Origin of the sequence: Pantoea sp. LMR881, assembly GCF_027157825.1 — a bacterium.
Taxonomy (GTDB): domain Bacteria; phylum Pseudomonadota; class Gammaproteobacteria; order Enterobacterales; family Enterobacteriaceae; genus Pantoea; species Pantoea haifensis.
Window position 1 is genome coordinate 520,232 of sequence record NZ_JAPVOK010000002.1, and the last position, 23,772, is coordinate 544,003.

Genomic DNA, 23,772 nt, shown 5'->3' on the forward strand with positions numbered 1-23,772 from the left:
ACATACCTCTCGAAATATTGCGCTTTCACCCTACTGCCGATAACCGTAGAGTGTAAATCATTGAGCGGGAAGCCTTCCGCATAACAGACAGGAAAATATCATGAGCAAAGTTTTAGTTCTGAAATCCAGCATCCTTGCAGGTTATTCACAATCAAGCAAACTGGCTGACTTCTACATTGATCAGGCAAAAACCAACGGCGATGACATTACCGTTCGTGACCTGGCTGCAAACCCTGTTCCGGTGTTGGATGGTGAACTGGTTGGTGCGCTTCGTCCCTCTGATGCACCTTTGACGCCACGTCAGCAAGAAGCACTGGCCCTGTCTGACGCGCTGATTGCTGAACTGCAAGCTCACGACGTGGTGGTTATTGCTGCGCCGATGTACAACTTTAACATTCCGACGCAGCTGAAAAACTATTTTGACCTGATTGCGCGCGCCGGTGTGACTTTCCGTTATACCGAAGCCGGCCCGGAAGGCCTGGTAAAGGTAAGCGTGCAGTGATCCTTTCCAGCCGTGGCGGCATTCACAAAGATACTGCCTCTGATCTGCTGACCCCGTATGTGAAGTTATTCCTGGGCTTTATCGGTATCAGCGAGGTGGAATTTGTCTTCGCTGAAGGTATCGCATACGGTCCTGAAGTCGCGACCAAAGCCACTGACGATGCGAAAAACGCGATTAAACAGATTGTTGCCGCGTAATTATTTGATGCCGTTATGTTTGCCGGGCTGACTGCCCGGCTTTTTTATCTGAAAAACGCCCTGTTTCTGCAGCCATTGTCCGTTAATTCCCCGCACATATTCACCCGGCCCTGCGCGACTCACCAGCTTTTGACCGGCAATAGCGGCCACCACTGACGTGGCGAGATTGTTTTGCTGCGCCACCCGCTGATACTGCGCAGCGCGTCCCGCATTGATCCGTTTGACCAGCTTCAGCGTGTCGTTATCCTGTTGGCGCGCGGCGAGATAACCCGACAACGTTTCGCCTACGCGCCCCTGCTGGCGCGCATCATCCAACGTTAAGGCCCACACGGGTTGGGTCATTACCCACATCAACAGCAGCGTGGCGCTCCACTTCATTTGCTCTCTCCTCAGAACAGATCGCTCTGATTTTTCAGCAGGGCTTCGACATCTTTGTCCACTTTGATGTGGATCTCGTGTTCAATTTTCACATTCATATTGATAGTGATAGGCTCTTTTGGCGCAGCCACTTCGATGCGCGGCACACAGCCTATAAGCAGCAAGCTGGCTGCCAACATCAGTAATGCCCTCGGGCTCATGGGTGATCCTTCTTCGATGGCAAGGTGGCATTTTGTTCCACCCAGGATTGCAAATTATCGCCAAAACGCAGACTGCGCCAGAGTTGAAACAGGTTTTCCTGATGACGATAGTTGAGATTAACGGTTTGCCTGCGGTTACTGAACTGGCTGAGACCCTGCACCTGCGCATTCATGGTCAAATCACCCAGATTATCCAGGTTGATGGTGGCCCAGGCGCGCGAAATTTCCATATAGCGCAACCAGTCCATGGCCGCACCCGTCGCCACATTGTTACTGACGATGGCGTCGGCCATATCTTTATCCAGCCGAAACGTCAGCGGTCCACTATTGGCAACCCAGCCTTTTTCAATTAACCAGCGTTGATTATTAAGCCACAACGGCAGCTCGCCGTTGATCTTGCCAGACATAGCAAATTGCCTGGGTTTGATGGCAGTGATCAACTCACTCAGGCTGATATTCCGCAGAGCAAGACGTGCCACATCATGCTGCGGCATGCGCAGCACGGGCAGCAAAACCTGACCGCCTGATACGTCAAGACTGACATCCCGGAGCGTTAAGGGATGCGAATCCGACCACGGATAAGCGCCTTGCAAATCGGCGCGAATATTTTGCAGGGCAAACTGATTTTTGACTTCAGCGATGCGCAGCGAAACCGGGCCACGGACGCCGAGTTGCCAGCGCGCATTTTTGAGACGAAACGGCAGAGAAAAATCTACCCCATTGATTTGGCTGTCCGGCGTCCAGATGCTGCCCTGTGTTACCGTCCAGTGGCCGCCCGCTTCAAACCCCTGTTCCGCCGCTGCCGAAAAAGCCACCTGGGCGCGCAGCTCGCCCGCCTGGATTTTCATCTTTAAATCCTGACTCAATAGCGGCTGAAAAACCGTCAGCGATTGTGTCGGCCACCAGGCTTCTCCGCGCAAACGCTCACCGTCCCAGCGGCCGTGAACGCGCAGCGGGCCGATCTCTGCTGCTTTTAACTCTCCTCGCCAGATGAAATCGCTGGGATCGCGGCCTGTGGCTTCAAATTGCAGCGTGGAATCGGGCAGCCAGCCGCCATAGCTGAACCGGGTCTGGCCTGCCGCCAGTTGAAACTGACCGTTAAACGCCGGGTGCTGAACATCACGCTGCCAGTTAACCGGCGCGGTTAAGGTCAAACGCGGTGTGCTGACCTGAACCATGCCATATTTAAGCTGATTGAAACCTGTCGATAACGTATCGAGGTGAATTAACGTATCCCGCCAGCCGCCTGTGCCTTTTACGTCCCAACGGGCATTAAGCGGTTGCAGCTCGCCCGCTCCCCAATAGTGCCAGTTCCATTCGCCTTTATCGGGCCAGAAACGCAGCGCGCGTCCGTCAAGATGCAAGGTAAAACGGCCAAAGCTGGGATCATGCGCCTTAAGAATTGCCTGCAGCCGACCGTCGATGCCCTGAGAAGAGAGTTTTACCCCTGCCAGCGGCCAGCGTGCTTCATCTACCTCAAGCGTCGATAACAATCGCCCACGCAAGCGTAGCAGCGCCCCCGGTTTTAGCGTCAGCAGCGGATCGAGCAGCGATCCGCTCAGCTCACCGGGAATGCTGCCATAGAGTTGCATCGCCGCCAGTTTACTTTCGCCAGTGATCTGAAACGGCAGCGCACTTTGCGTCAGGCTGAGCCTGCCCGGCCCAATCCCTAACACCACATTGCCTTTGCCTCCCCGCCCTGGGTCAACAGATTTACCCGGCCGCTGATCTGCGTCTCCCTTAGCCCGGCTTGCCAGTTCGCCAGCGTCAGGTTGATAAAACCCGACAACGGCTGCGCCTCCAGCGGCCAGTAATAGCGTCCATTCTGGATCTGAATGTGTTGCGCGTTTGCCTGCCAGGGCAAATTCAACAGCGGCTGCGGAATGCCGGCCATCGCCACGTTTAACTCCCCCTGCTGCTGCTGCCAGTCAAATGTCAGGTGCAACGCATCCGGTAAGGCGGCGAGCGCCAGTTCACCTTCGACTTTGCCGCTTACCGGCAACCCGTCAGCAAACTTTGGTAATTCAAGCTGGCCGCTGAGCGTCACAGGCTCGGGAAGCGCCGCATTGTTGAACATCAGGCGACTCAGAGTAAGTTGCTGACCTTGTAAGGTCGCATCAAGTTGCAGCTGGTCGCCTTGATAATGGAGCTGCTGTTTATGGCTTTCTAACGTCAGGTCGAGCCGCCCGGCATAGGTTTGCCAGGGCGCAATGGTCAGTTTATCGAAATGAATATCCGCACCGGGTAGCATTGCCTGCCATTCTGCCAGGCTTTTGGGTGCGGCGGGTTGAACATCCGGGGCGGGCAAATTTTGCAGGCATTCACTGTTTAACGTGACGCTTTGCGCCTTGAGTTGCCAGCGTGACTGATGTCGGCCAAGCGACGCGGCCTGCACCCTGGCCAGGACACACTCTTTCACCTGGTAACGGATTTGCGGGAAGTGTAAGGCCCCCTCATGCCAGCGCGGGCTGCCCTCAAGCTCAATGCGCGTTTCGGGTGGCAGCCAGATACCCACCAGCCGCGGCAGCCATTGCGTAATACTCAGCAAGAGTCCCAGCAGCAGTAAAATCAGCGCCAGAATCGCAGCCAGTCGTCGACGGAAAATCCGCGGCATGTCAGCAATAATCCTTTTCCTTACAGTATCCTGACAAGAATGATGGCATGTTACTCGCTCAAGGTGAAGGATTGCTGAGTAAACAACCAGCATGTTTCAGCAAAGTGTGGCAGAAGACGTTATCCTTTGGTCATCCCCGAATGCAGGAGCAAAACGATGAAAATCGCGGTATACAGCACCAAACACTACGATCAAAAGTACTTCGAGCAGGTCAACAAGGATTATGGTTTCGAGCTGGTGTTTTTTGATTTTTTACTCACGGAAACCACCGCCAAAAATGCCACAGGATGCGAGGCGGTCTGCATTTTTGTGAACGACGACGGCAGCCGCCCGGTTTTAGCGGAGCTGGCCGCACTGGGCGTAAAACATATCGCGTTGCGCTGCGCCGGATTCAACAACGTTGACTTAGCTGCAGCCGATGCGCTTGGGCTGAAGGTGGTTCGGGTGCCTGCTTATTCACCAGAAGCCGTAGCAGAACACACGATTGGCCTAATGATGACGCTCAACCGGCGTATTCACCGGGCCTATCAGCGCACGCGCGACGCTAACTTTTCCCTGGATGGTTTGACTGGCTTTAATATGCACAACAAAACCGCAGGGGTGATTGGCACCGGTAAAATCGGTGTGGCAACCCTGCGTATCTTAAAAGGCTTCGGCATGCGGCTGTTAGCGCACGATCCTTATCCGAATCAGCAGGCGCTGGAGCTTGGCGCGGAATATGTTGATCTTAAAACGCTGTATGCGCAGTCGGATGTGATTACGCTGCATTGCCCGTTAACGGCAGAAAATCATCATCTGCTTAATGCGGGTGCTTTTAGCCAAATGAAAGAGGGCGTGATGATCATTAATACCAGCCGTGGCGGCTTGATCGACTCGCAGGCAGCCATTGATGCGCTGAAACAGCAAAAAATCGGTTCGTTAGGCATGGATGTCTATGAAAACGAACGCGATCTCTTTTTCGAAGATAAATCGAATGATGTTATTCAGGATGATGTCTTCCGCCGCCTCTCAGCCTGCCACAACGTGCTGTTTACGGGGCATCAGGCTTTTTTAACCGCAGAAGCGTTAACCGCAATATCAGAAACGACGCTGAACAACCTCAGCCAGCTCAATACGGGCCAAACCTGCCCTAATGTGCTTTCAGCCTGAGACAGGCGGCCGTTAAGCCTTTAACGTGCGCAGCGGCCGCCAATCAGTGCCTGTTCATCACAGCGACGGCCATTGACGAGCTGACACATCCCAATACGCGAACCATCTAACTGATGTGAAAACGCTAATGTACCGCCAGCACTGGCACAGTGGCTTTCGGCCAGTGACGACATAACGACATGCGGTTGAATATGGGCGGCGGTAGCCTGTTGTGGCGGTTCGTTTTCATCGCTGTTGCTGCTACAGGCAGACAGCAACAAAGCGGCACCGGCCAGCAGAAAGGTGGCTGCTTTCATCAGTCGGACTCCGGAAGTGAGGTAAGAGGCCGACTCAGCATATGTCAGGCAACGTAAAGGATCGAGAGGCGAAACAGCTTTTTACAAAATTTTCCTCACTGCTTTGCAAGCAGAATTATCTCGTTTGCGCGACGTAAACCCCGCGATGAGTCTGAAACGAAACTTTACCGGCTAATTCGGCACTGTTCTGGTTTACCTTAAAGCGAAGAGTGTACCGCTGAAACGATGGTCTCTGGCGCGTGAAATTATGCGCCAGGGGCATCGCTTTAACAGTCAGGACGATCAAGAAACACCGCAGGCCAATCACACCTTCAGGTGACGTTGTCACATACCATCTGTGATCCGTTAATCAATGAAAAAAACATTAAATCTCAACTAAATAAATTGGCTGACGTTATCCTGGACCTGAACACGCCCTCTTCTCCCTGCGCTGTGGCGCCAGGAAGATATGTCCTGCCCAGCCTTTGCTAAAATGAAATAATTAACCCCGGAAACTATCCGGCTTTTTTCATTCCTGTTAAAGGAAGCATTATGATTACCATCGACGGTAACGGTGCAGCGGCTTCTGTGGCCTTTCGCACCAGCGAAGTCATCGCGATTTACCCTATCACACCCAGCTCCACTATGGCTGAACTGGCCGACGGCTGGGCCAGCGAAGGACGGCGAAATATCTGGGGTGATACGCCGCGCGTACTGGAAATGCAGTCAGAAGCGGGGGCGATCGCTACGGTTCATGGCGCCTTACAAACTGGCGCACTTTCCACTTCGTTTACTTCATCGCAGGGATTACTTTTAATGATCCCTACGCTTTACAAACTGGCCGGGCAACTGACGCCATTTGTACTGCACGTCGCAGCGCGTACTGTGGCTACGCATGCACTGTCAATATTTGGCGATCACTCTGACGTGATGGCTGTGCGACAGACGGGCTGTGCCCTGCTTTCAGCCGCCAGCGTGCAGGAAGCGCAAGATTTTGCGCTGATCTCTCACATCGCGTCACTGAACAGCCGCATACCCTTTATTCATTTTTTTGACGGTTTTCGCACCTCGCACGAAATCAACAAAATCGCGCCGCTGTCTGATGAGACGCTGCGCGCACTCATGCCGCAAGAGGCAATAGCGGCACATCGTCAGAGAGCGTTATCGCCCGATCACCCGGTTATTCGGGGCACTTCAGCCAATCCCGACACCTACTTTCAGTCACGCGAGGCAACCAATCGCTGGTACGACGCCTGCTATGCACACCTTGAGCAGGCAATGAATGATTTTGCCAAAGCGACCGGCCGTCACTATCAGCCGTTCGGGTATTACGGGCACCCTGAAGCCGAGCGGGTCGTGATATTGATGGGTTCTGCCAGCGGCACGGTTGAAGAAGTCATTGATGACATGCTCCTGCGTGGCGAAAAGGTTGGCATGGTGCGCGTTCGCCTGTATCGGCCTTTCTCTGCGCAGCACCTGTTGCGTACATTGCCGCAAAGCGTAAGTCGTATCGCCGTCTTAGATCGCACCAAAGAACCTGGCGCATTAGGCGAACCGCTGTTTCTGGATGTGCTTGGCGCACTGGCAGAAGCGGTCGGGCGAGGAGAACGGCAGACCATGCCCCGCGTGACGGGCGGACGATATGGCTTATCCTCAAAGAGTTTGCGCCGCAGGCAGCGCAAGCGGTGTTCAAAGCCCTGGCGAACGACAACCCTCCTTCACGCTTTACCGTGGGAATTTATGATGATGTCACTCAGCTTTCGCTGCCGCTGGAACACAATACGGTGCCAAACGGTGCCCGGCTGGAAGCGATATTTTATGGGTTGGGTAGCGACGGCAGCGTCAGCGCCTGTAAAAACAACCTGAAAATTATTGGCAACGCCACGCCCAGTCAGGTGCAGGGCTATTTCGTTTATGACTCGAAAAAGGCGGGCGGCCTGACCGTGTCGCATTTGCGCGTCAGTGACAGACCCATTCATTCGGCCTATCTAATTCAGCATGCTGATTTTATTGGCTGCCATCAACTTCAGTTCATCGACAAATATGAGATGCTGGAGCAGCTCAAGCCGGGCGGCATTTTCCTTCTTAATACGCCTTATGCTGCCGATGACGTGTGGGCGCGTTTACCGCAGGAAGTTCAGGCTCAGCTAAACGAAAAACAGGCGCGCTTTTATATTATCAATGCCGCACGCATTGCGCGTGAATGCCAGCTCGGCGCCCGGATTAATACTGTAATGCAGATGGCGTTTTTTCAGCTCAGCGCGATTTTGCCAGAAGAGGTGGCGCTAAGGGAATTACAACAGGCCATTGCCAAAAGTTACAGCACCAAAGGCCAGCAGCTGACGGAACGCAACTGGCAAGCCCTGGCACTGGCGCGTCAGGCAGTCAACGCCGTACCGCTGCAACCTGTTAATGAAAACAGTCCACATCGTCCGCCCGTGGTATCCGACGCCGCACCTGACTTTGTTAAAACCGTTACCGCAGCGATGCTGGCCGGTTTGGGAGATAAACTGCCGGTTTCCGCCCTGCCACCGGATGGCACCTGGCCAATGGGCACGACGCAATGGGAAAAGCGCAACATTGCTGAAGCGATCCCAATCTGGAAGCCTGATCTTTGTACTCAGTGCAATCACTGCGTTGCTGCCTGCCCACATGCCGCTATTCGTGCCAAAGTGGTTAACCCCGAAGCGTTAGCGAACGCTGCCGGGCTGATGTCACTGGATGTTAAAGCGCGTGATATGCGTGGGCAGAAATATGTTCTCCAGGTAGCACCTGAAGATTGTACCGGCTGTAATTTGTGCGTTGAGGTATGCCCGGCGAGCGATCGGCAGCACCCTGAAATCAAAGCCATTAATATGCAGCCGCGCCTGGCACATGTTGAACAGGAAAAGGCCCGTTATGCTGCCTTTTTAGCCTTGCCTGAACGCAGTGCCGCGCAGCTTGAGCATATTGATATTCGAACGTCTCAGTTAATCACACCGCTGTTTGAGTATTCCGGCGCCTGCTCGGGCTGTGGCGAAACGCCTTATATTAAATTGCTGACGCAACTGTTTGGCGATCGCTTATTAATCGCTAACGCTACCGGCTGCTCATCTATTTATGGCGGTAATTTGCCCTCCACGCCTTACACCACCAATGCTGAAGGTCGCGGTCCTGCCTGGGCTAATTCTCTGTTCGAAGACAACGCGGAATTTGGTCTCGGCTTTCGCCTGAGTATTGATCAGCAGCGTCAGCGTGCCCTGCGGCTGCTGGAACGCTGTTCGGCACAGGTTCCCGAGGCGCTAAAGGCAACGCTAACAAGTGACAACGTCACAATATCGCTACGCCGAAATGCGATCGCGCAGCTTAAACAGCATTTGTGCCAGGCCACAGATGCCGATGCCCTTGCGCTATGTGATGCCGCAGAGGCGCTGGTGGATAAATCAGTGTGGCTCATAGGCGGCGACGGCTGGGCTTATGACATCGGCTATGGCGGCCTTGATCATGTGATGAGTCTGTCTGAGAACGTGAATGTGCTGGTACTGGACACCCAGTGTTACTCCAATACCGGCGGTCAGGCCTCTAAAGCCACGCCACTTGGCGCAGTGACAAAATTTGGTGAGCAAGGGAAGCGCAAAGCGCGGAAAGATCTGGGCATGTCAACATTGCTTTATGGTCATGTCTACGTCGCGCAAATCTCGCTCGGGGCGCAGCTCAATCAAACCGTTAAAGCGTTTCAGGAAGCAGAAGCCTGGCCGGGACCGTCGCTGATTATCGCCTACAGCCCCTGTGAGGCGCACGGTTACGATCTCGCGTTTAGTCATCAGCAAATGCGCCAGCTCACCACCAGCGGATTCTGGCCGCTTTACCGATTCGATCCGCGTCGCAGTGAAGAAGGTAAACTGCCGCTGTCACTGGATTCACGTCCACCCAGTTCTGATCTGGCGGAGGCATTAGTGAATGAACAGCGTTTTCGTCAGCTCGCAACTGTGCAACCGGAACTGGCACATCAGCTCTGGCAGGATGCCACGGAAGCGGCCACAAAACGCTATCAACGGCTGGCCGGACTGGCGGGGAAAAAGGCGTAACGCATAAGCGAGCGCAGTTATAAACGTAGCGTCTGCGGTGCTATTTGGCTGTATATACAGGGTATATTAACGTTACAATTTTTACCTAACTATTTGATTTACAATATCACATTAGCCGACTACGCTTATTGTTGTGACTAGCTAGTCTCCTTTAAGAAAGTATCCTTATATGAGGTTATCTATGACACAACAGAAGCAAAGAGGGGGTGCCGGGAATTTTGCTGTAGACCCGGAACGTGCCAGCGTGGCTGGCAGTGCTGGCGGCAAAGTCAGTGGAGGGAATTTCAGGAATGATCCTGAACGTGCCAGGGAAGCAGGCCGGAAAGGAGGCAAAGTCAGTCGCCGCACCTCTAAGTAGTACTACATAAGCAAGGCGCCTTAAGGGATTTTACACGCCAGGGATGGGCGATTAATTTCAGACGCGACATCAACACGCCGGATAAAACATTGTTAGCGCCTCTCTTCAACCGTTAGCCTGTTCCTTCAGGACCTTCTGTATTCGCTAAATTTCCATTAAAAATCATGCTGGCTTTCATCGCCGCAATCCGTACCATACTCGCCATACATTTGCCTGCTGGCTCCTGTCGGCAGGTGCGAACCCCTTATTCATAGCGAACCAGATGGGGCATGAAAACGCGCAGATGGTTTATGACATTTATGCCGCGTGGTTTGAAGAAATGAATGGTGCGCAGGTTGATATGCTCAACAGCAAGTAGGCCATGTAAAAAATTTTTGCCCCTAATATGCCCTCTCAGGCGAAAGAGATACCGATAAATGCAAGAGAATCAAAAAGATACAAAGAAAGAGCAGTACAACTTCAATAAATTACAGAAACGCCTGCGCCGAAATGTGGGTGAGGCGATTGCTGATTTCAACATGATTGAAGAAGGCGATCGCATTATGGTTTGCCTGTCAGGCGGCAAAGACAGCTACACCCTGTTAGAAATTCTGCGCAGTTTACAGAAAAGTGCGCCGGTAAATTTCACGCTGGTCGCCGTTAATCTCGATCAAAAACAGCCTGGTTTTCCTGGGCACATCTTGCCGGAATACCTTGAGTCGCTGGGTGTTGAATACAAAATTGTCGAAGAAGACACCTATTCGATTGTTAAAGATAAAATTCCCGAAGGCAAAACCACCTGCTCGCTCTGCTCTCGCCTGCGTCGCGGTATCCTTTACCGCACGGCATCTGAGTTAGGCTGCACAAAAATCGCGCTGGGCCACCATCGTGATGACATTCTTCAGACCCTGTTCCTGAACATGTTTTACGGCGGCAAAATGAAAGGTATGCCACCAAAACTGATGAGCGATGACGGCAAACATATTGTGATTCGTCCGCTGGCTTATTGCCGTGAAAAAGACATTATCCGTTTTTCTGATGCCCGCCAGTTCCCAATCATTCCGTGTAACCTGTGCGGTTCACAACCTAATCTCCAGCGTCAGGTCGTGGCTGATATGCTGCGTGACTGGGATAAACGCTATCCTGGCCGCATTGAGACCATGTTCAGCGCGATGCAAAACGTGGTGCCTTCACATTTAGCGGACATGAATCTGTTCGATTTCAAAGGTATCAGTCATGGCGATGATGTCGTTGAGGGTGGAGACCTGGCGTTTGACCGGGAAACGCTACCGGTTCAGCCTGTTGGCTGGCGCAGCGACGAAGAGGAGCTGCCTGATGTGAGTGCACGGCTCGACGTGCTGCACATCAAATAAACGTAAGGGCGCGCTGTGATTAGCGCGCCCTTTTCTTTAACGATGCGGTGGCGGATCCATAACGGGTGGAAAGCCTGGGTCCGGTGGCGGATCGGGTTGCGGCTGAGGTTGTGGAATCGGATCGGGGATTGGCGGTGGATCAGTTGGGATTGGTTCGCTGGCAGTAATCACGTTCATGCCGTTCTCCTTTTTTTGCTTATGTTCTTAAAGCATAGGAAAGATCAGGCAACGTAGCCAACCGGAAAAAAAAAGCCGGCGGATAAGGCCGGCATTGGTCGAATTAAATGTGCTATGCAGTAATTCTAAAAAAGGAAGTAAGACAATATGGAGCGCAACGCCCATCGCTTGACGTTGCATTCACCTGCGAGAGAGAGTTTGCGTCAGACACACCAGAGAGATATTGATATCGATCAGCTTTTTTGTGCTTTTCGTGCATTTAATCATGCAATCGCATTTTTGTAACTCATTGATAACATTATTTATCTGGCATTCACATCCAGCGACGTCGCCGCAAATAACCTGTCACGCTGAGCGCCAGCACCACCAGTAACAGGCAAAAAAGCGTAAAACCGTAGCGCCATTCACCACCGGGGATCCCGCCCAGGTTGACACCAAACAAACCAGTCAGAAAGGTGGCAGGAAGAAAAATCATCGCCAGCAGAGACATGGTGTAGGTTCGGCGGTTCATTGACTCTGCCATGACCGAGGCCAGTTCATCAGCCAGCACCGCCGTTCGTGCGACGCCAGCATCTAAATCATCCAGCCCGCGCCCTAAACGGTCTGAAATCTCCTGCATACGCCGACGCTCGCTGTCATCCATCCACGGCAGTTTTTCACTGGCGAGGCGCGCATAAACATCGCGCTGCGGAGCCATGTAACGGCGCATGACTATCAGTTGTTTACGCAGCAGTCCCAGCTCGCCGCGCGCGGGGATTCGCTGATCAAGCAACGCATCTTCCAGCTCAATGATTTTGTCATGAAGTTCTTCAATAAATTCGCTGGCGTGATCGGTTAACGCATCACAAATATCAACCAGCCAGCTACCGCAATCGACCGGCCCGTTGCCATTTTGCAAATCGGTTAACACTTCATCGACGGCATACACTTTGCGGCGACGTGTTGAAACGATCAGCTTGTCATTAATAAACATGCGCATCGCCACCAGCTGATCCGGTCGTGAATCGCTGTTGTGATTGACGCTACGCAGCACAATCATAAAACCGTCACCCAGACGGCTAACGCGCGGACGCATACTGTCACCGGCCAGAGCGTCACGCACGGCGTCGGGCAACAGAGGAGTCGACTGAAGCCATTCTGCGCTTTCGCGATGGGTATAATTTAAGTGCAGCCAGCACGGCTTTTCGCAATTAACAACATCTTTATTTTCAAGGGCAATCTGGCCACCTTTACCATCCAACTGGCAGGCGATGATGGCGTCTGAAACCTGTAACGCTTTACCTTCAATTACATCCACGATAATAATTCCTCACTATCAAAATCAACTCGATACAGCCTGGCGTGGCCACAATCAGATGCAATCGGCTGGCTGTAAGGAAAGATGTCAGACTGTGTAATCACTTTTTTTCGATCCACAGTTCGCGGCTGTACGCCACATCTTCCGGATTGGTGATCGGGTATCCTTTTACCCACGGCTTGATTAACCGACCATTGGTGTACTGATAAATCGGGGCAATCGGGGCCTGTTCGGCAAGGATTTGCTCGGCGCGATTGTAATCCTCATTCCGTGCCCGATCGCCGGATTCTTCGCTGGCCTTCGCCATGACCGCGTCATAATCCGCGTTGTTAAAACGTGCAATATTGCTGGTGTTACCCGACGTGAGCAAGCTGAGAAAAGTTGAGGGTTCATTGTAATCACCCACCCAGGAGGCGCGGATAACATCGAAGTTGCCGCTGTTTCGGCTATCGATATAGCTTTTCCACTCCTGATTTTCTAACTGAACATCAATCCCTAAATTCTTTTTCCACATCGAGGCGATAGCAATCGCAATTTTTTGATGGCTTTCTGAGGTGTTATACAGCAGCTTGAGACGTAAAGGTTTGCCCGGTCCATAGCCTGCGGAGGCTAACAGGGCTTTTGCCTGCGCATTCAGTTCACTTTGATTATGCTGCTGTAGCATTGATGGCAGCGGTTTAAAGCCAGCAGTGACATCAGGCGTAAAGTGCCATGCCGGTTTTTCGCCCGTACCCAACACTTTTTCCGCGATAATCTTGCGGTCAATACTCCAGGAGAGTGCCTTACGCACTCGCGCATCAGCGGTGGGGCCTTTTTGCGTGTTAAAAGCGTAGTAATAGATGCCAAGCTGATCGGGTGTATAGACTTCTCCCGGCAAGGATTTTTTCAACATGGCATACATGTTCTTGGGAAATGACTCGGTAATATCAATATCGTTTGACCGATAGCGTTTGGTCGCGCTCGACTCTTCGTTAATCGGCAGAAAAGTCACTTTGGTCAACACAGAATGGGCGTTGTCCCAGTAATGCGGATTGCGTTGCAGAACAATTTTTTCGTTAACAACACGTTCGCTGAGCTGATATGCACCATTGCCCACCAGTTTTCCCGGCATCGTCCAGTTGTCGCCCTCTTTAGCGATAACTTTTTGCGGCACCGGAAACAGTGCCACGTTAGCCACTAAACTGGGAAACCACGGTACCGGACGCGCCAGCGTAACTTTCAAATGTTGGTTGTCCTGCGCACTGACGCCAAGCGTATCCGGCGGCATGTTACCTTTTGTTATAGCTGTCGCATTTTGAATACCGCTCAGGCCAGCAAACCACGCGGATGCGGCGCTGTTTTTGGGATCAACCAGCCGCTGCCAGCTATAAACGAAATCTTGCGCCGTTACGGGTTCACCATTCGACCAACGCGCGTCATTACGCAGCGTGAAAATCCAGGTTTTGTTGTCACTGCTGCTCCAGCTCTGTGCCACGCCCGGTACGATTTTTCCGTGCGCATCCTGATTTGTCAGTCCTTCAAACAGATCGCGAATGACCTGTATCTCCGGTAAGCCTACCGCTTTCAGTGGATCAAGCGATGCCGGTTCATCTTTAATGTGACGCACAATTTCTTGCTTCTCGGCAAGCTGTGCACCAGCCGGGATCTCAGCTGCCAATACGGGTGTGAACAGGCTGGCGAGACTCAGCGCCGCCAGCGTCATCTGAAATGTGGTGTTCATCATTATTGCTTTCCCCCAAAGAAGTGCTGCATCACAGCGGGTGCCCAGAGAGCCTGACTCAGGGCACTTTATCGCAAATTGCTGATTGATAAATAGCTATTTTCCGGGGCTGGCTTTTCCGCTACTTTTAGACAAACCCGCTCTTAAAGGAAATGACTATGCCTGTATTACACCCACGACCGCTGCGTGGAAAACTGGATATTCCGTATCAGCAATATGGCAAGTCAGTCCTGGGCGCGCCGCTGTTGTGGTTTCCCGCCCCACTAGCCGATCGCGACAGCGGGCTTATTTTGGCCGGCACGCACGGCGACGAAAATGCCGCGATTGCTACACTGTCAGGCGCGCTGCGAACCTTGCCGGATAAGCTACGTCGTCATCACGTAGTGCTGGCGGTCAACCCGGATGGTTGTCAGTTAGGGTTACGCGCAAATGCCAACGGCGTGGATCTTAACCGCAACTTTCCAGCAGCAAACTGGCAGTCGGGTGAGACGGTTTACCGCTGGAATAGCATGACTGAAGATCGGGATGTGAAATTATCAACCGGCGCTCATCCGGGATCTGAACCCGAAACAGCGGCACTGTGCGCGCTCATCCATCAGTTAAAACCGCGCTGGGTGGTCTCCTGGCATGAGCCGCTGGCCTGTATTGATGATCCTCATCACATTGCCGTAGGCGAATGGCTGGCGCAACATATGGCTCTCCCCACGTCAGCAGCGTAGGGTATGACACGCCAGGCTCTTTCGGTAGCTGGTGTAACGATCTCGGCTTACCCTGCGTGACGGCTGAAATGCCGGTAATTTCGGTTGATGAGGCCACCGAGACCTACCTTGACGTGATGACTAATCTGCTGCGCTGGCAGGAATAATCACCTTGCCGTTTTGCACCTCAATGGCTGGCTCGACGTCCACGGCCAGCCAGGTCGGCCCATCTAAATCAGCAAAGCGCGCCTGCGCGACCAGAGGTAACGCGGCGCGAATAGCCCGTGAGGTACACAGCATACAGCCAAGCATCACCTCAAACCCCATTTGCGCGGCAGCTTCAGCGAGGGCTAAGGCTTCGGTCAGCCCACCCGCTTTGTCCAGCTTGATATTTACCATCTCATAACGCCCTCGCAGCGTGGGGAGACTGTCGCGGGTGTGGCAACTCTCATCAGCACAAATCGGCAGCGGATGGATAAAATTTGCCAGTGCGGCATCCTCACCCGCTGGCAATGGCTGCTCCAGCATCGCGACCTGCAGATCCGCTAACAGCTGACAGCGCGCGGCCAGACCTTCTGCGTGCCAGGATTCATTTGCATCGACAATGAGCGTGGCATCGGGCACCGCCGTTCGAATCGCCATCAGCCGCTCAGTAATAAAGGTGTTATCCAGTTTAATTTTTAACAGCGTGGCGCCGTTTTGCCACAGCGCGAGTGCGCTGCTTGCCATCGCTTCCGGGGTATCAATACTGACGGTTTGCGCACTCACCACCGAGTCTGGCGCCTGAATGCCGCTCAGTTGCCACAGCGACTGCTGCTGTTGCTGCGCTTCGAGATCCCATAATGCGCAATCTATGGCGTTGCGCGCCGCGCCAGCTGGCAGCGCCTGCTGTAGGGCTTGCCGCGTCATGCCTTGTTGCAACGGCGTTAGCACCGTCATGATCTGTTCCAGCACGGATGCTTCGCTTTCACCATAGCGTGCGTAAGGCGTCGCCTCACCGACACCTTTGCGCGTTGCATCGGCTATTTCAACCACCACCACTTTCGCCTCGGTACGACTCCCGCGCGCGATAACAAAGGGGGTATGCAATGGCCAGGCTTCGGGATAACTTTTTACCGTTCTCATTACCTCTCCTTGATGACGCGTTAGGCCGCTATTAACGCAACAAATGCACTCGTAAACCCTTAAAAAATATGTCATAAACAACGGCTATACCTAATCGGATGCCGTTTTTATCCGATATTTTCATCCTATTAAGGAATCTTTATGTCTCAATTCGTTCATTTTCAGGGTAATCCCGTAGCCGTTGCGGGTCAGTTTCCTCAGCCTGGTGAGCAGGCTAAACCCTTTTCGCTGGTCGCGAAAAATCTGGCAAACCTGTCGCTCTCTGAGTATGCAGGAAAACGAAAGGTTCTGAATATTTTCCCCAGTGTTGATACGGGCGTGTGTGCAACTTCTGTGCGCAAGTTTAACCAGCTGGCCAGTGAACTGAACAATACCGTGGTGCTTTGCATCTCGGCTGACTTGCCGTTTGCCCAGTCACGTTTTTGCGGTGCTGACAACCTGAACAACGTGGTGACCTTATCGACCCTGCGCGGCGCAGAGTTCAAACAAGATTACGGTGTTGAGATTGCCGACGGTGCATTACAAGGGCTGACCGCACGTGCAGTCGTTGTACTGGATGAGCATGATAAAGTGATTTACAGCCAGCTGGTTGATGAGATCACCAACGAACCGGATTATGACGCTGCGCTCTCCGCGCTGAAGTAGTAAAAAAAGCGGATAACCCGGTTATCCGCTTTCGCTTTATTCGCTTTCGTTACGCTTCTGACCTAAACCATATTCCCGCAATTTATTGGCAATAGCGGTGTGAGAGACGCCAAGGCGTTTTGCCAGCTTGCGCGTGCTGGGATAGGAAAGATATAACCGCGTGAGAATTGAACGTTCGAAACGGCTGGTGATTTGATCCAGCGTGCCTTCCATCGCATCTTCATCTAACGACACATCCAGCGCCTGTTCAGGCAAAATGATATCCTGCGGTCGCAGTTCATAGCCTTCCAGTTGCGTCAGCGCCCGATAAAGTGCATTTTTTAACTGACGCACATTGCCCGGCCAGCTATAGCGGGTCAAAAATGCATTCAGCTGCGGTGATAACCTTGGGCGCGGAATGCCTTGCTCATCGGCGAAACGTGCAACAAACATTTCAGTAAGCGGCAGAATATCCTGAGGACGATCGCGCAGCGGCGGCAAATTCAGCGTGAGCACATTCAACCGGTAGAACAGATCTTCACGAAATTCCCCGAGATGGACCAGTTCAATCAAATTCTTTTGCGTGGCGCAAATAACGCGCACGTTGACGTGCACTTCATGCTCTTCGCCGACGCGACGGAAGGTGCCATCGTTAAGAAAACGCAGCAGTTTAGTCTGCATACGCGGCGACATTTCGCCGATTTCATCAAGCAGTACCGAGCCACCGTTAGCCTGCTCAAAGAAGCCTTTTTGCCTTCCAGCGCGTTAGGATAAGCACCCGCCGCATGACCGAACAATTCACTTTCCGCCACATCATCCGGCAACGATGCGCAATTCAGCGCCAGGAAGGGCATTTTGCCACGCGCGCTACGCAGATGGCAGGCGCGCGCCAGCATATCTTTGCCTGTTCCGGTATCACCGATAATCAATAAAGGTGCATCGTGCATGGCCAGCTTACGCGCCTGATCAATCACCTGACGCATTTTAGGCGTGACCGCAACAATATGATCGAACTCAGATTCATCGGTCACGATCAGGTTTTGCAATTGACGACCCATACGGGCGGTTGATTTCAGCATCACCATCGCACCAACGGGCTGATCGCTTTGCCCTTCTTCAGCCGTCAGATAAATAGGTCGCGCCTCCATCAGGAAATCACGCCCTTCGATGACCACGTGCTGCGCCTGTGCTTCCACCCGATCGCTTTCTAACCATCGCATAAAATTGAAACCGCTTATCAGGTTTCCGGCGCTGAAATTGCGCATTTTTTGCTCGTCGAGATTAAACAAATTTTGCGCAGCAGGGTTTGCCAGCTCGACTTTACTTTTAAGATCGATGGAAAACACCGGTTCCGGCATTGCCACTAACAGCGCGCTCAGGGCACGGTGTTCGCGTTCAGAAGGCATGTATGCCACAGTGCGCACATCCGTCACGCCCGGTGTACGGCGGATTTCCGCCATCAGACTGCTGAACTGGTCAAACTCCAGTGCCGAAAAATTGAGATAGATACGGCCCACAGCCGCGATTTCGATACCGCGCAGATCGATGTTACGCGCAACCAGCAGATCAAGCAGTTCACGCGTCAGACCAATGCGGTCCTGACAGAACACTTCCAAACGCATTTTTATGGCCTTTAACAGGTTCAGATTGTAGCGATGATACGCTAACTTACTGCGTGGCAGAAAGAGATCTGTCAGGAAAAGTTGACAGCGGTGGCGTGAATGGTGGACGTTTAGGCGAATTGCACAGGGTTTGTGCGGGTGAAACAGGGTGCTGCAAATTTTTTGCACTGCGTTAAGCGCCATCCCCGCGTGCGGGGAATATTGAGGGAGATCGTGCCACTACCCGTGCGCTTAACTTTTACTGCCGCCTTTTTGTACCGTCTCTTTCACCTGACCAATTAGCTCACGACGGAAATCGCCTAAGCGCGGCTTATCCTCTTCCAGCCAGGGCAGCGGGCGGCACAGTTCCATGGCTTTAATCCCCAAACGGGCCGTTAGCAATCCGGCACCTATTCCCTGGGCGGCGCGGGCCGACAGTCGCGCGGCGATATCCTGCGACATCCAGTCCATACCCACTTCGCGTACCAGTTCTGACGCACCGGCAAAGGCCATATTCAGCAGCACCAGCCGGAACAAGCGAATACGACTGAAATAACCTAATTCAATGCCATAAATCGCGGCGATACGATTAACCAGGCGCAGGTTGCGCCAGGCGATAAACGCCATATCAACCAGCGCCAGCGGGCTGACCGCAATCATCAATGTGGATTCGGCTGCATGGCGGCTGATTTCACGTCGCGCCTGACGATCCAGCACGGGCTGCACCAGTTGCGCGTATAAGCGCACCACCTCACCGTCATTTTGCGTTTCGTGTAGCGATGCCTGCCAGCGTTGCAACGCTGGATGCGCCTGATCCAGTTCCGCCTGTTGTGCGAGTTTTTCACAAAATGCTCGCCCTTTTCCGATGCCGTGGCTGTGCAGTAATTCACGGCCGGTATCACGCTCTTCGGCGCGCTGGCGCAACAGATAAAGGCGTCGCCATTCAGTGGCTAACGCACCCACGCCTGCCGCAATAATCAAGCCCCCGCTACGCCGGAACCGAGCGCAAACCAGTCGCGGGTCAGCCAGGCATCGTGTAGCCACTGCACCCCTTGCGCCACCACGCTGACGCCAAACAGAGCCAGTCCAGCGCCTGCCATTTTACGCCAGAGGCTGCGTTTGGGTTTCAGCGCAGCTTCAACGGCGCGTTCACCCGCGCCCTCTTCCTCTGCTGGTACCTCATCCTCAACTGCCAGAAAGGCCGCCTGAGCACTGTTTTCAAACGCCTGAGCCGGGCGCAACGGCGTGTCGCGCATCTCTTCCAGCGGACGGGCAAAATCGATGCGCGGCTTTATTGGATCATTCATCGCAATTTATCTCCCAATAAAAATTCCAGCGCCGCATCCATGCGAATATGTGGCAGCGGCCGATCAACATCGAGTTGCTGCGGGCGGAATTGTTCGAACTGAAAGCCCTGCTGCTGCCAAAAGGCGTTGCCGGGCAAACGTGGTGGAACTTCGCCGGGATAAACCGTGAGCGGCTCGCCATCCACTAAACGGTGGCCGCGCAGCGCCGGGATTTTTTCACCCTGATGATCCACTAAACCGCTTTGCGTCGCCTGTACCGATGCCAGACCAATACAATCCATGCGAATCCCTTCAAAGGCAGCATTTTGCCAGGCGTCCTGCACCAGCTGCTGCAACAGCGACACCATATTGCCGTGCTGATCGCTGGTGATGTGATCGGCTTTCGTGGCGGCAAACAGCAGTTTATCAATCACAGGTGAAAATAAGCGCCGGAATAACGTGCGCTGGCCGTAATGAAAACTCTGCATCAGCTGGGTTAACGCCAGTCGCATATCATTAAAAGCCTGCGGCCCGTTATTAAGCGGTTGCAGGCAATCGACCAGCACAATCTGGCGGTCAAAACGCAGAAAGTAGTGCTTATAAAAGCCTTTCACCACATTCTGACAGTAATAGTTAAAACGCTGTTGCAGCATGGCAATATTGCTGCCTTTTTCCGCCTGCGCCAGCTTGCTTTCCTGCACATTATCCCCTGTGGGCCACGGGGAAAAACTGCAAGGCAGGTGCGCCAGCCATATCCCCGGCAGGACAAAGCGCCCCGGCTGAATAAAATGCAGCCCTTCTGTTTTACAGCGATGCAGGTAGGTGGTCCAGGCAGCCGCAATCTCTGCCAGACGGTTTTCATCAGCCGGCGCAAAAGGATCAAGTTGCTGACAAAGCTCGCGCCACGGTTTCGCCCATTCGGCGCGCTCGCCCTGTAACAGACTGTTCATCTGGCGCGACCAGGAAAGATAGTCTTGCGCCAGCATCGGCAGATCAAGTAGCCATTCACCGGGATAATCAACGATTTCGAGATAAAGCGTGGCGGTATCTTTGAGGTGACGCAGCAGCGAGTCATTAGGCCGGTAGCGCAACGCCAGTTGCATTTCGCTTACGCCACGTGTCGGCGTTGGCCAGGCGGGCGGCGTATCATAAAGTTGGGCCAGCCCTTCATCATAGGTAAAGCGCGATGTTCCCATATCACGCTGCGGTACGCGCTTTACGCCGAGCAGGCGCTCATCACGTACCACCGAAAACAGCGGCAAACGGGCGCCGCTGTGTACATTCAAAAGCTGGTTAACCAGCGAGGTGATAAAAGCCGTTTTCCCGCTGCGGCTTAAACCGGTTACCGCAAGGCGCAAATGACGGTCAACGCCCCGGTTCATTAACGCTGTCAGTTCAGTTTGCAGTCTTTTCATCTTTCTCCCTGATGAAGCGCGATGCCGCCCGATTCAATACACGTTTCAGCAGTGGCTCAAGCGCCAGTGAAAGCAGAATGCGTAACGGACGACGCGCCACGGATTTCACTGCCCAACCGGTTACACCGGCGGGACCGTAAGTGACAGCATTGATAATGATAAATTTAGCGGCCGACTTCAACGCGGGTGCCGCGCGACGGCGAAAAGCAGACGAATTTACGGACATATTCCCTCCGGAGAGTCAGCAAAAGGGCCTGAAACAGGCCCGAAAAAAAGAGCATCAAATCTGGCGGAAGCGGCTACGCACGCTAAAGGTTTCTGAGGTAACGTAGCGTTCCATTTCACGCACGCTGCGCTCATCACGCTGCAATGCGTTTTCCAGCTGATCTAACAATTCACTGGCGCTCGGCAGTTGTTCACCAGTTTCAGCGTCGGCGGGTTTGACATCTAACACGAAACCCAGCACGAAGTAGGCAATGACGGTAAAGACAAACAGCCCGAAAAACAGAGACAAGACGACGATAACGCGCAGCAGACGTACCGGAATATCCAGATACTCAGCCAGTCCGGCACACACGCCCATTAACTTACCGTCATCGGGTTTACGCCACAGTTTGCGTCCTTTCATCATGGCTGCCTCCAGTTCGGATGTTCTGCATCAAGGATCGCTTCCAGTGCATTGATACGTTCACGCATGCGTTCGGCATCTTTCGTCACGCGCTGCAAACGCTGGAGTTCGCCTGACGACAGCTCCGTGCCGCCGTTGCGCTTGTTGCTGTAATGCAGCCATAACCAGATCGGGGCAACAAACAGCACGAAGATCGTTAGCGGTATGGCAAGAAATAGTGCGCTCATTGACTCTCCTTAATCAGTATTCGCAATAACGATAAATTATTCGCTACGGTTCATTTTGGCTTTCAGCGCATCGAGTTGCTGGCTGATCGCATCATCCGCTTTCAAATCTGAGAATTGCTGATCCAGCGTTTTGGGTTTGCCAAAGCCATGGCTTTCCGCTTCTGCTTCCATATGATCGATGCGACGCTCAAATGATTCGAAACGCGCCATCGCTTCGTCAATTTTGCCGCTATCCAGTTGACGACGGACGTCACGTGATGAAGAAGCCGCCTGATGACGCAGGGTCAACGCTTGCTGACGCGCACGCGTTTCACTCAGTTTTTTCTCCAGCTCGCCAATTTCGTTTTTCATGCGATCCAGCGTTTCTTCAACCTGGCTCACTTCCTGCGTTAATGCCGCAATCAAATCGGTGAGTTTCTGTTTTTCAATCAGCGCCGACCGTGCCAGATCGTCTTTCTCTTTGCGCAGTGCCAGCTCGGCTTTTTCCTGCCATTCAGCTTGCTGAATTTCAGCCTGCTCAATGCGACGAACAAGTTGTTTCTTTTCAGCCAGCGCGCGGGCTGAAGTTGAACGCACTTCAACTAACGTGTCTTCCATTTCCTGAATCATCAGGCGTACCAGCTTCTGTGGATCTTCCGCGCGCTCCAGCAGCGAATTGATGTTGGCATTCACGATGTCGGCGAAACGAGAAAAAATACCCATAATGATGTTCCTCTTAAATTGTCATATTTGCGTATTGCACGGTGTATTTAATTCAAGATACGTGCCAATATTTATCATCCTGATATTGCTGGATTTTTGAATATCAACAAACTTAAATCCATCTTTGCTGTAGTCAATTCGATTAAAGAATGGTGAAATTCATCATGGTTGAGACAAGAGATAATTTATTAGGCGAGTCCAATAACTTCCTTGAAGTGCTTGAACAGGTGTCAAAACTCGCCCCGCTGGAAAAACCTGTATTAGTAACGGGTGAACGCGGAACGGGAAAAGAACTGATTGCCAGCCGGTTACATTTTTTGTCCGATCGTTGGCAAGGCCCGTTTATCTCTCTGAACTGCGCGGCGCTCAATGAAAACCTGCTGGATTCAGAGCTGTTCGGGCATGAAGCGGGTGCCTTTACCGGTGCGCAAAAACGCCATTTAGGGCGCTTTGAGCGGGCTGACGGCGGGACGCTGTTTCTTGATGAATTAGGCGCGGCACCCATGCTGGTACAGGAAAAACTGCTTCGCGTCATCGAGTATGGGCAACTGGAGCGTGTCGGCGGTAATCAATCGTTGCAGGTTAACGTGCGACTGGTCTGCGCCACCAATGAGGATTTGCCTGGGCTGGCTGCCGAGGGAAAATTCCGTGCTGACTTGCTTGATCGCCTCGCCTTTGATGTGGTGCAACTGCCGCCGCTACGTGAACGCCGCAGCGATATTTTGGTTATGGCAGAGCATTTTGCTATTCAAATGTGTCGGGAACTCGGCCTGCTTCTGTTTCCAGGTTTTACGCCTGCGGCAAAGAAAACCCTGCTGGATCACGACTGGCCCGGCAACGTTCGCGAGCTTAAAAACGTGGTAGAACGCTCAGTGTATCGCCACCACAGCAGTGAAGAGCCGCTGGAAAATATCATCATCAATCCCTTCGCGCCGCGTACTCAACCCGAGCAAAAAGCGGAGGCGAACGTCGATCTTGCCGCCCTGCCGCTGTTACCGGTCAATTTGCGCCAGTGGCAGAATCAGCAGGAACGTGAGCTGGTGGAGAGCAGCCTGCAACAGGCCAAATATAATCAGCGCCGGGCCGCGACTCTGCTTGGTGTGACTTATCATCAACTCAGAGCCATGATGAAGAAGCACGGTATCGCGAGAGATGAGTAACACCTGATGTTGCTGCGCCA

17 protein-coding genes and 7 pseudogenes are annotated in these 23,772 nt (G+C 53.0%); 9 read left to right on the plus strand and 15 right to left on the minus strand.

Features of this window, described 5'->3' with window-relative positions; genetic code table 11:
- The first annotated feature begins 100 nt into the window (after positions 1–100).
- Positions 101–699 (plus strand): annotated as a pseudogene (gene azoR / locus O3W44_RS04220) (FMN-dependent NADH-azoreductase).
- Here azoR and O3W44_RS04225 read toward each other — a convergent pair.
- The 3 genes and pseudogenes from O3W44_RS04225 to O3W44_RS04235 all read right to left on the minus strand — a co-directional run bounded on the left by O3W44_RS04225 (position 700) and on the right by O3W44_RS04235 (position 3,891).
- Complete coding sequence (locus O3W44_RS04225; protein WP_269292105.1) at positions 700–1,077, minus strand: YdbL family protein; 378 nt, start codon at positions 1,075–1,077, stop codon at positions 700–702.
- Positions 1,078–1,088: 11 nt separating this feature from the next.
- Positions 1,089–1,277, minus strand: a complete 189-nt coding sequence (locus O3W44_RS04230) for a YnbE family lipoprotein (protein ID WP_269292106.1) — start codon at positions 1,275–1,277, stop codon at positions 1,089–1,091.
- Positions 1,274–3,891: pseudogene (locus O3W44_RS04235) on the minus strand (YdbH family protein). Before O3W44_RS04235 ends, O3W44_RS04230 begins: the two are co-directional and overlap by 4 nt.
- Positions 3,892–4,047: 156 nt before the next feature.
- Here O3W44_RS04235 and O3W44_RS04240 point away from each other — a divergent pair.
- A complete protein-coding gene (locus tag O3W44_RS04240) occupies positions 4,048–5,040 on the plus strand; it encodes a 2-hydroxyacid dehydrogenase (protein WP_269292107.1) in 993 nt (330 codons plus the stop codon).
- 20 nt (positions 5,041–5,060) lie between these two features.
- Here the strand turns inward: O3W44_RS04240 and O3W44_RS04245 are convergent, their stop codons facing one another.
- Positions 5,061–5,336, minus strand: a complete 276-nt coding sequence (locus O3W44_RS04245) for a putative hemolysin (RefSeq protein ID WP_269292108.1) — start codon at positions 5,334–5,336, stop codon at positions 5,061–5,063.
- A 531-nt stretch (positions 5,337–5,867) separates the two neighbouring features.
- Between O3W44_RS04245 and nifJ the strand changes: the two are divergent.
- The 4 genes and pseudogenes from nifJ (at position 5,868) to ttcA (ending at position 11,092) form a co-directional block, all read left to right on the plus strand.
- Positions 5,868–9,382 (plus strand): annotated as a pseudogene (gene nifJ / locus O3W44_RS04250) (pyruvate:ferredoxin (flavodoxin) oxidoreductase).
- Between the two features lie 181 nt (positions 9,383–9,563).
- Entirely contained in the window at positions 9,564–9,740 is a 177-nt protein-coding gene (locus tag O3W44_RS04255) for a general stress protein (RefSeq protein ID WP_269292109.1), read from the plus strand.
- Between the two features lie 166 nt (positions 9,741–9,906).
- A pseudogene (locus O3W44_RS04260) lies at positions 9,907–10,098 on the plus strand (tyrosine-type recombinase/integrase); the annotation flags it as partial.
- A gap of 58 nt (positions 10,099–10,156) precedes the next feature.
- Entirely contained in the window at positions 10,157–11,092 is a 936-nt protein-coding gene (ttcA, locus tag O3W44_RS04265; RefSeq protein WP_269292110.1) for a tRNA 2-thiocytidine(32) synthetase TtcA, read from the plus strand.
- A 36-nt stretch (positions 11,093–11,128) separates the two neighbouring features.
- Here ttcA and O3W44_RS04270 read toward each other — a convergent pair whose 3' ends face one another.
- The 3 genes from O3W44_RS04270 to O3W44_RS04280 form a co-directional block, all read right to left on the minus strand.
- Entirely contained in the window at positions 11,129–11,269 is a 141-nt protein-coding gene (locus O3W44_RS04270; protein WP_269292111.1) for a hypothetical protein, read from the minus strand.
- Between the two features lie 313 nt (positions 11,270–11,582).
- Positions 11,583–12,566, minus strand: a complete 984-nt coding sequence (zntB, locus tag O3W44_RS04275) for a zinc transporter ZntB (protein ID WP_269292112.1) — start codon at positions 12,564–12,566, stop codon at positions 11,583–11,585.
- A gap of 100 nt (positions 12,567–12,666) precedes the next feature.
- Entirely contained in the window at positions 12,667–14,286 is a 1,620-nt protein-coding gene (locus tag O3W44_RS04280) for a peptide ABC transporter substrate-binding protein (RefSeq protein ID WP_269294358.1), read from the minus strand.
- Positions 14,287–14,444: 158 nt separating this feature from the next.
- On the opposite strand from O3W44_RS04280, the pseudogene mpaA reads away from it, so the two are divergent.
- Positions 14,445–15,151, plus strand: a pseudogene (gene mpaA / locus O3W44_RS04285) (murein tripeptide amidase MpaA).
- Here mpaA and ycjG read toward each other — a convergent pair.
- Positions 15,126–16,109 carry an L-Ala-D/L-Glu epimerase gene (ycjG, locus tag O3W44_RS04290; protein ID WP_269292113.1) on the minus strand — a complete coding sequence of 328 codons (984 nt, stop codon included), beginning with the start codon at positions 16,107–16,109 and terminating at the stop codon, positions 15,126–15,128. The pseudogene mpaA and the gene ycjG overlap by 26 nt on opposite strands.
- Positions 16,110–16,250: 141 nt before the next feature.
- Here ycjG and tpx point away from each other — a divergent pair, with 141 nt between their 5' ends.
- The gene (gene tpx, locus O3W44_RS04295; RefSeq protein WP_269292114.1) at positions 16,251–16,754 is read left to right on the plus strand and encodes a thiol peroxidase; all 504 of its coding nucleotides are present in this window, start codon (positions 16,251–16,253) and stop codon (positions 16,752–16,754) included.
- A gap of 36 nt (positions 16,755–16,790) precedes the next feature.
- Here the strand turns inward: tpx and tyrR are convergent.
- The 7 genes and pseudogenes from tyrR to pspA form a co-directional block, all read right to left on the minus strand.
- Positions 16,791–18,355, minus strand: a pseudogene (gene tyrR, locus O3W44_RS04300) (transcriptional regulator TyrR).
- A 231-nt stretch (positions 18,356–18,586) separates the two neighbouring features.
- Positions 18,587–19,641 (minus strand): annotated as a pseudogene (locus O3W44_RS04305) (TIGR01620 family protein).
- Positions 19,638–21,035 carry a YcjX family protein gene (locus O3W44_RS04310; RefSeq protein WP_269292115.1) on the minus strand — a complete coding sequence of 466 codons (1,398 nt, stop codon included), beginning with the start codon at positions 21,033–21,035 and terminating at the stop codon, positions 19,638–19,640. Before O3W44_RS04310 ends, O3W44_RS04305 begins: the two are co-directional and overlap by 4 nt.
- Complete coding sequence (gene pspD / locus O3W44_RS04315) at positions 21,016–21,261, minus strand: phage shock protein PspD (protein WP_269292116.1); 246 nt, start codon at positions 21,259–21,261, stop codon at positions 21,016–21,018. The genes O3W44_RS04310 and pspD overlap by 20 nt, the downstream gene beginning before the upstream one ends.
- 54 nt (positions 21,262–21,315) lie before the next feature.
- A complete protein-coding gene (gene pspC / locus O3W44_RS04320) occupies positions 21,316–21,666 on the minus strand; it encodes an envelope stress response membrane protein PspC (protein ID WP_269292117.1) in 351 nt (116 codons plus the stop codon).
- On the minus strand, positions 21,663–21,890 hold the full coding sequence (gene pspB, locus O3W44_RS04325) for an envelope stress response membrane protein PspB (RefSeq protein WP_269292118.1): 228 nt from the start codon (positions 21,888–21,890) through the stop codon (positions 21,663–21,665). The genes pspC and pspB overlap by 4 nt, the downstream gene beginning before the upstream one ends.
- Before the next feature lie 36 nt (positions 21,891–21,926).
- A complete protein-coding gene (pspA, locus tag O3W44_RS04330) occupies positions 21,927–22,592 on the minus strand; it encodes a phage shock protein PspA (RefSeq protein WP_269292119.1) in 666 nt (221 codons plus the stop codon).
- Positions 22,593–22,756: 164 nt separating this feature from the next.
- Here pspA and pspF point away from each other — a divergent pair, with 164 nt between their 5' ends.
- The gene (pspF, locus tag O3W44_RS04335) at positions 22,757–23,752 is read left to right on the plus strand and encodes a phage shock protein operon transcriptional activator (protein ID WP_269292120.1); all 996 of its coding nucleotides are present in this window, start codon (positions 22,757–22,759) and stop codon (positions 23,750–23,752) included.
- The last annotated feature ends 20 nt before the right edge of the window (positions 23,753–23,772 follow it).

Coding starts and splice junctions, on each gene's coding strand:
- O3W44_RS04225 (WP_269292105.1), bottom strand. CDS start 1,077: ATGAAGTGGAGCGCCACGCTGCTGTTGATGTGGGTAATGACCCAACCC.
- O3W44_RS04230 (WP_269292106.1), bottom strand. CDS start 1,277: ATGAGCCCGAGGGCATTACTGATGTTGGCAGCCAGCTTGCTGCTTATA.
- O3W44_RS04240 (WP_269292107.1), top strand. CDS start 4,048: ATGAAAATCGCGGTATACAGCACCAAACACTACGATCAAAAGTACTTC.
- O3W44_RS04245 (WP_269292108.1), bottom strand. CDS start 5,336: ATGAAAGCAGCCACCTTTCTGCTGGCCGGTGCCGCTTTGTTGCTGTCT.
- O3W44_RS04255 (WP_269292109.1), top strand. CDS start 9,564: ATGACACAACAGAAGCAAAGAGGGGGTGCCGGGAATTTTGCTGTAGAC.
- ttcA (WP_269292110.1), top strand. CDS start 10,157: ATGCAAGAGAATCAAAAAGATACAAAGAAAGAGCAGTACAACTTCAAT.
- O3W44_RS04270 (WP_269292111.1), bottom strand. CDS start 11,269: ATGAACGTGATTACTGCCAGCGAACCAATCCCAACTGATCCACCGCCA.
- O3W44_RS04280 (WP_269294358.1), bottom strand. CDS start 14,286: ATGAACACCACATTTCAGATGACGCTGGCGGCGCTGAGTCTCGCCAGC.
- ycjG (WP_269292113.1), bottom strand. CDS start 16,109: ATGAGAACGGTAAAAAGTTATCCCGAAGCCTGGCCATTGCATACCCCC.
- tpx (WP_269292114.1), top strand. CDS start 16,251: ATGTCTCAATTCGTTCATTTTCAGGGTAATCCCGTAGCCGTTGCGGGT.
- O3W44_RS04310 (WP_269292115.1), bottom strand. CDS start 21,035: ATGAAAAGACTGCAAACTGAACTGACAGCGTTAATGAACCGGGGCGTT.
- pspD (WP_269292116.1), bottom strand. CDS start 21,261: ATGTCCGTAAATTCGTCTGCTTTTCGCCGTCGCGCGGCACCCGCGTTG.
- pspC (WP_269292117.1), bottom strand. CDS start 21,666: ATGATGAAAGGACGCAAACTGTGGCGTAAACCCGATGACGGTAAGTTA.
- pspB (WP_269292118.1), bottom strand. CDS start 21,890: ATGAGCGCACTATTTCTTGCCATACCGCTAACGATCTTCGTGCTGTTT.
- pspA (WP_269292119.1), bottom strand. CDS start 22,592: ATGGGTATTTTTTCTCGTTTCGCCGACATCGTGAATGCCAACATCAAT.
- pspF (WP_269292120.1), top strand. CDS start 22,757: ATGGTTGAGACAAGAGATAATTTATTAGGCGAGTCCAATAACTTCCTT.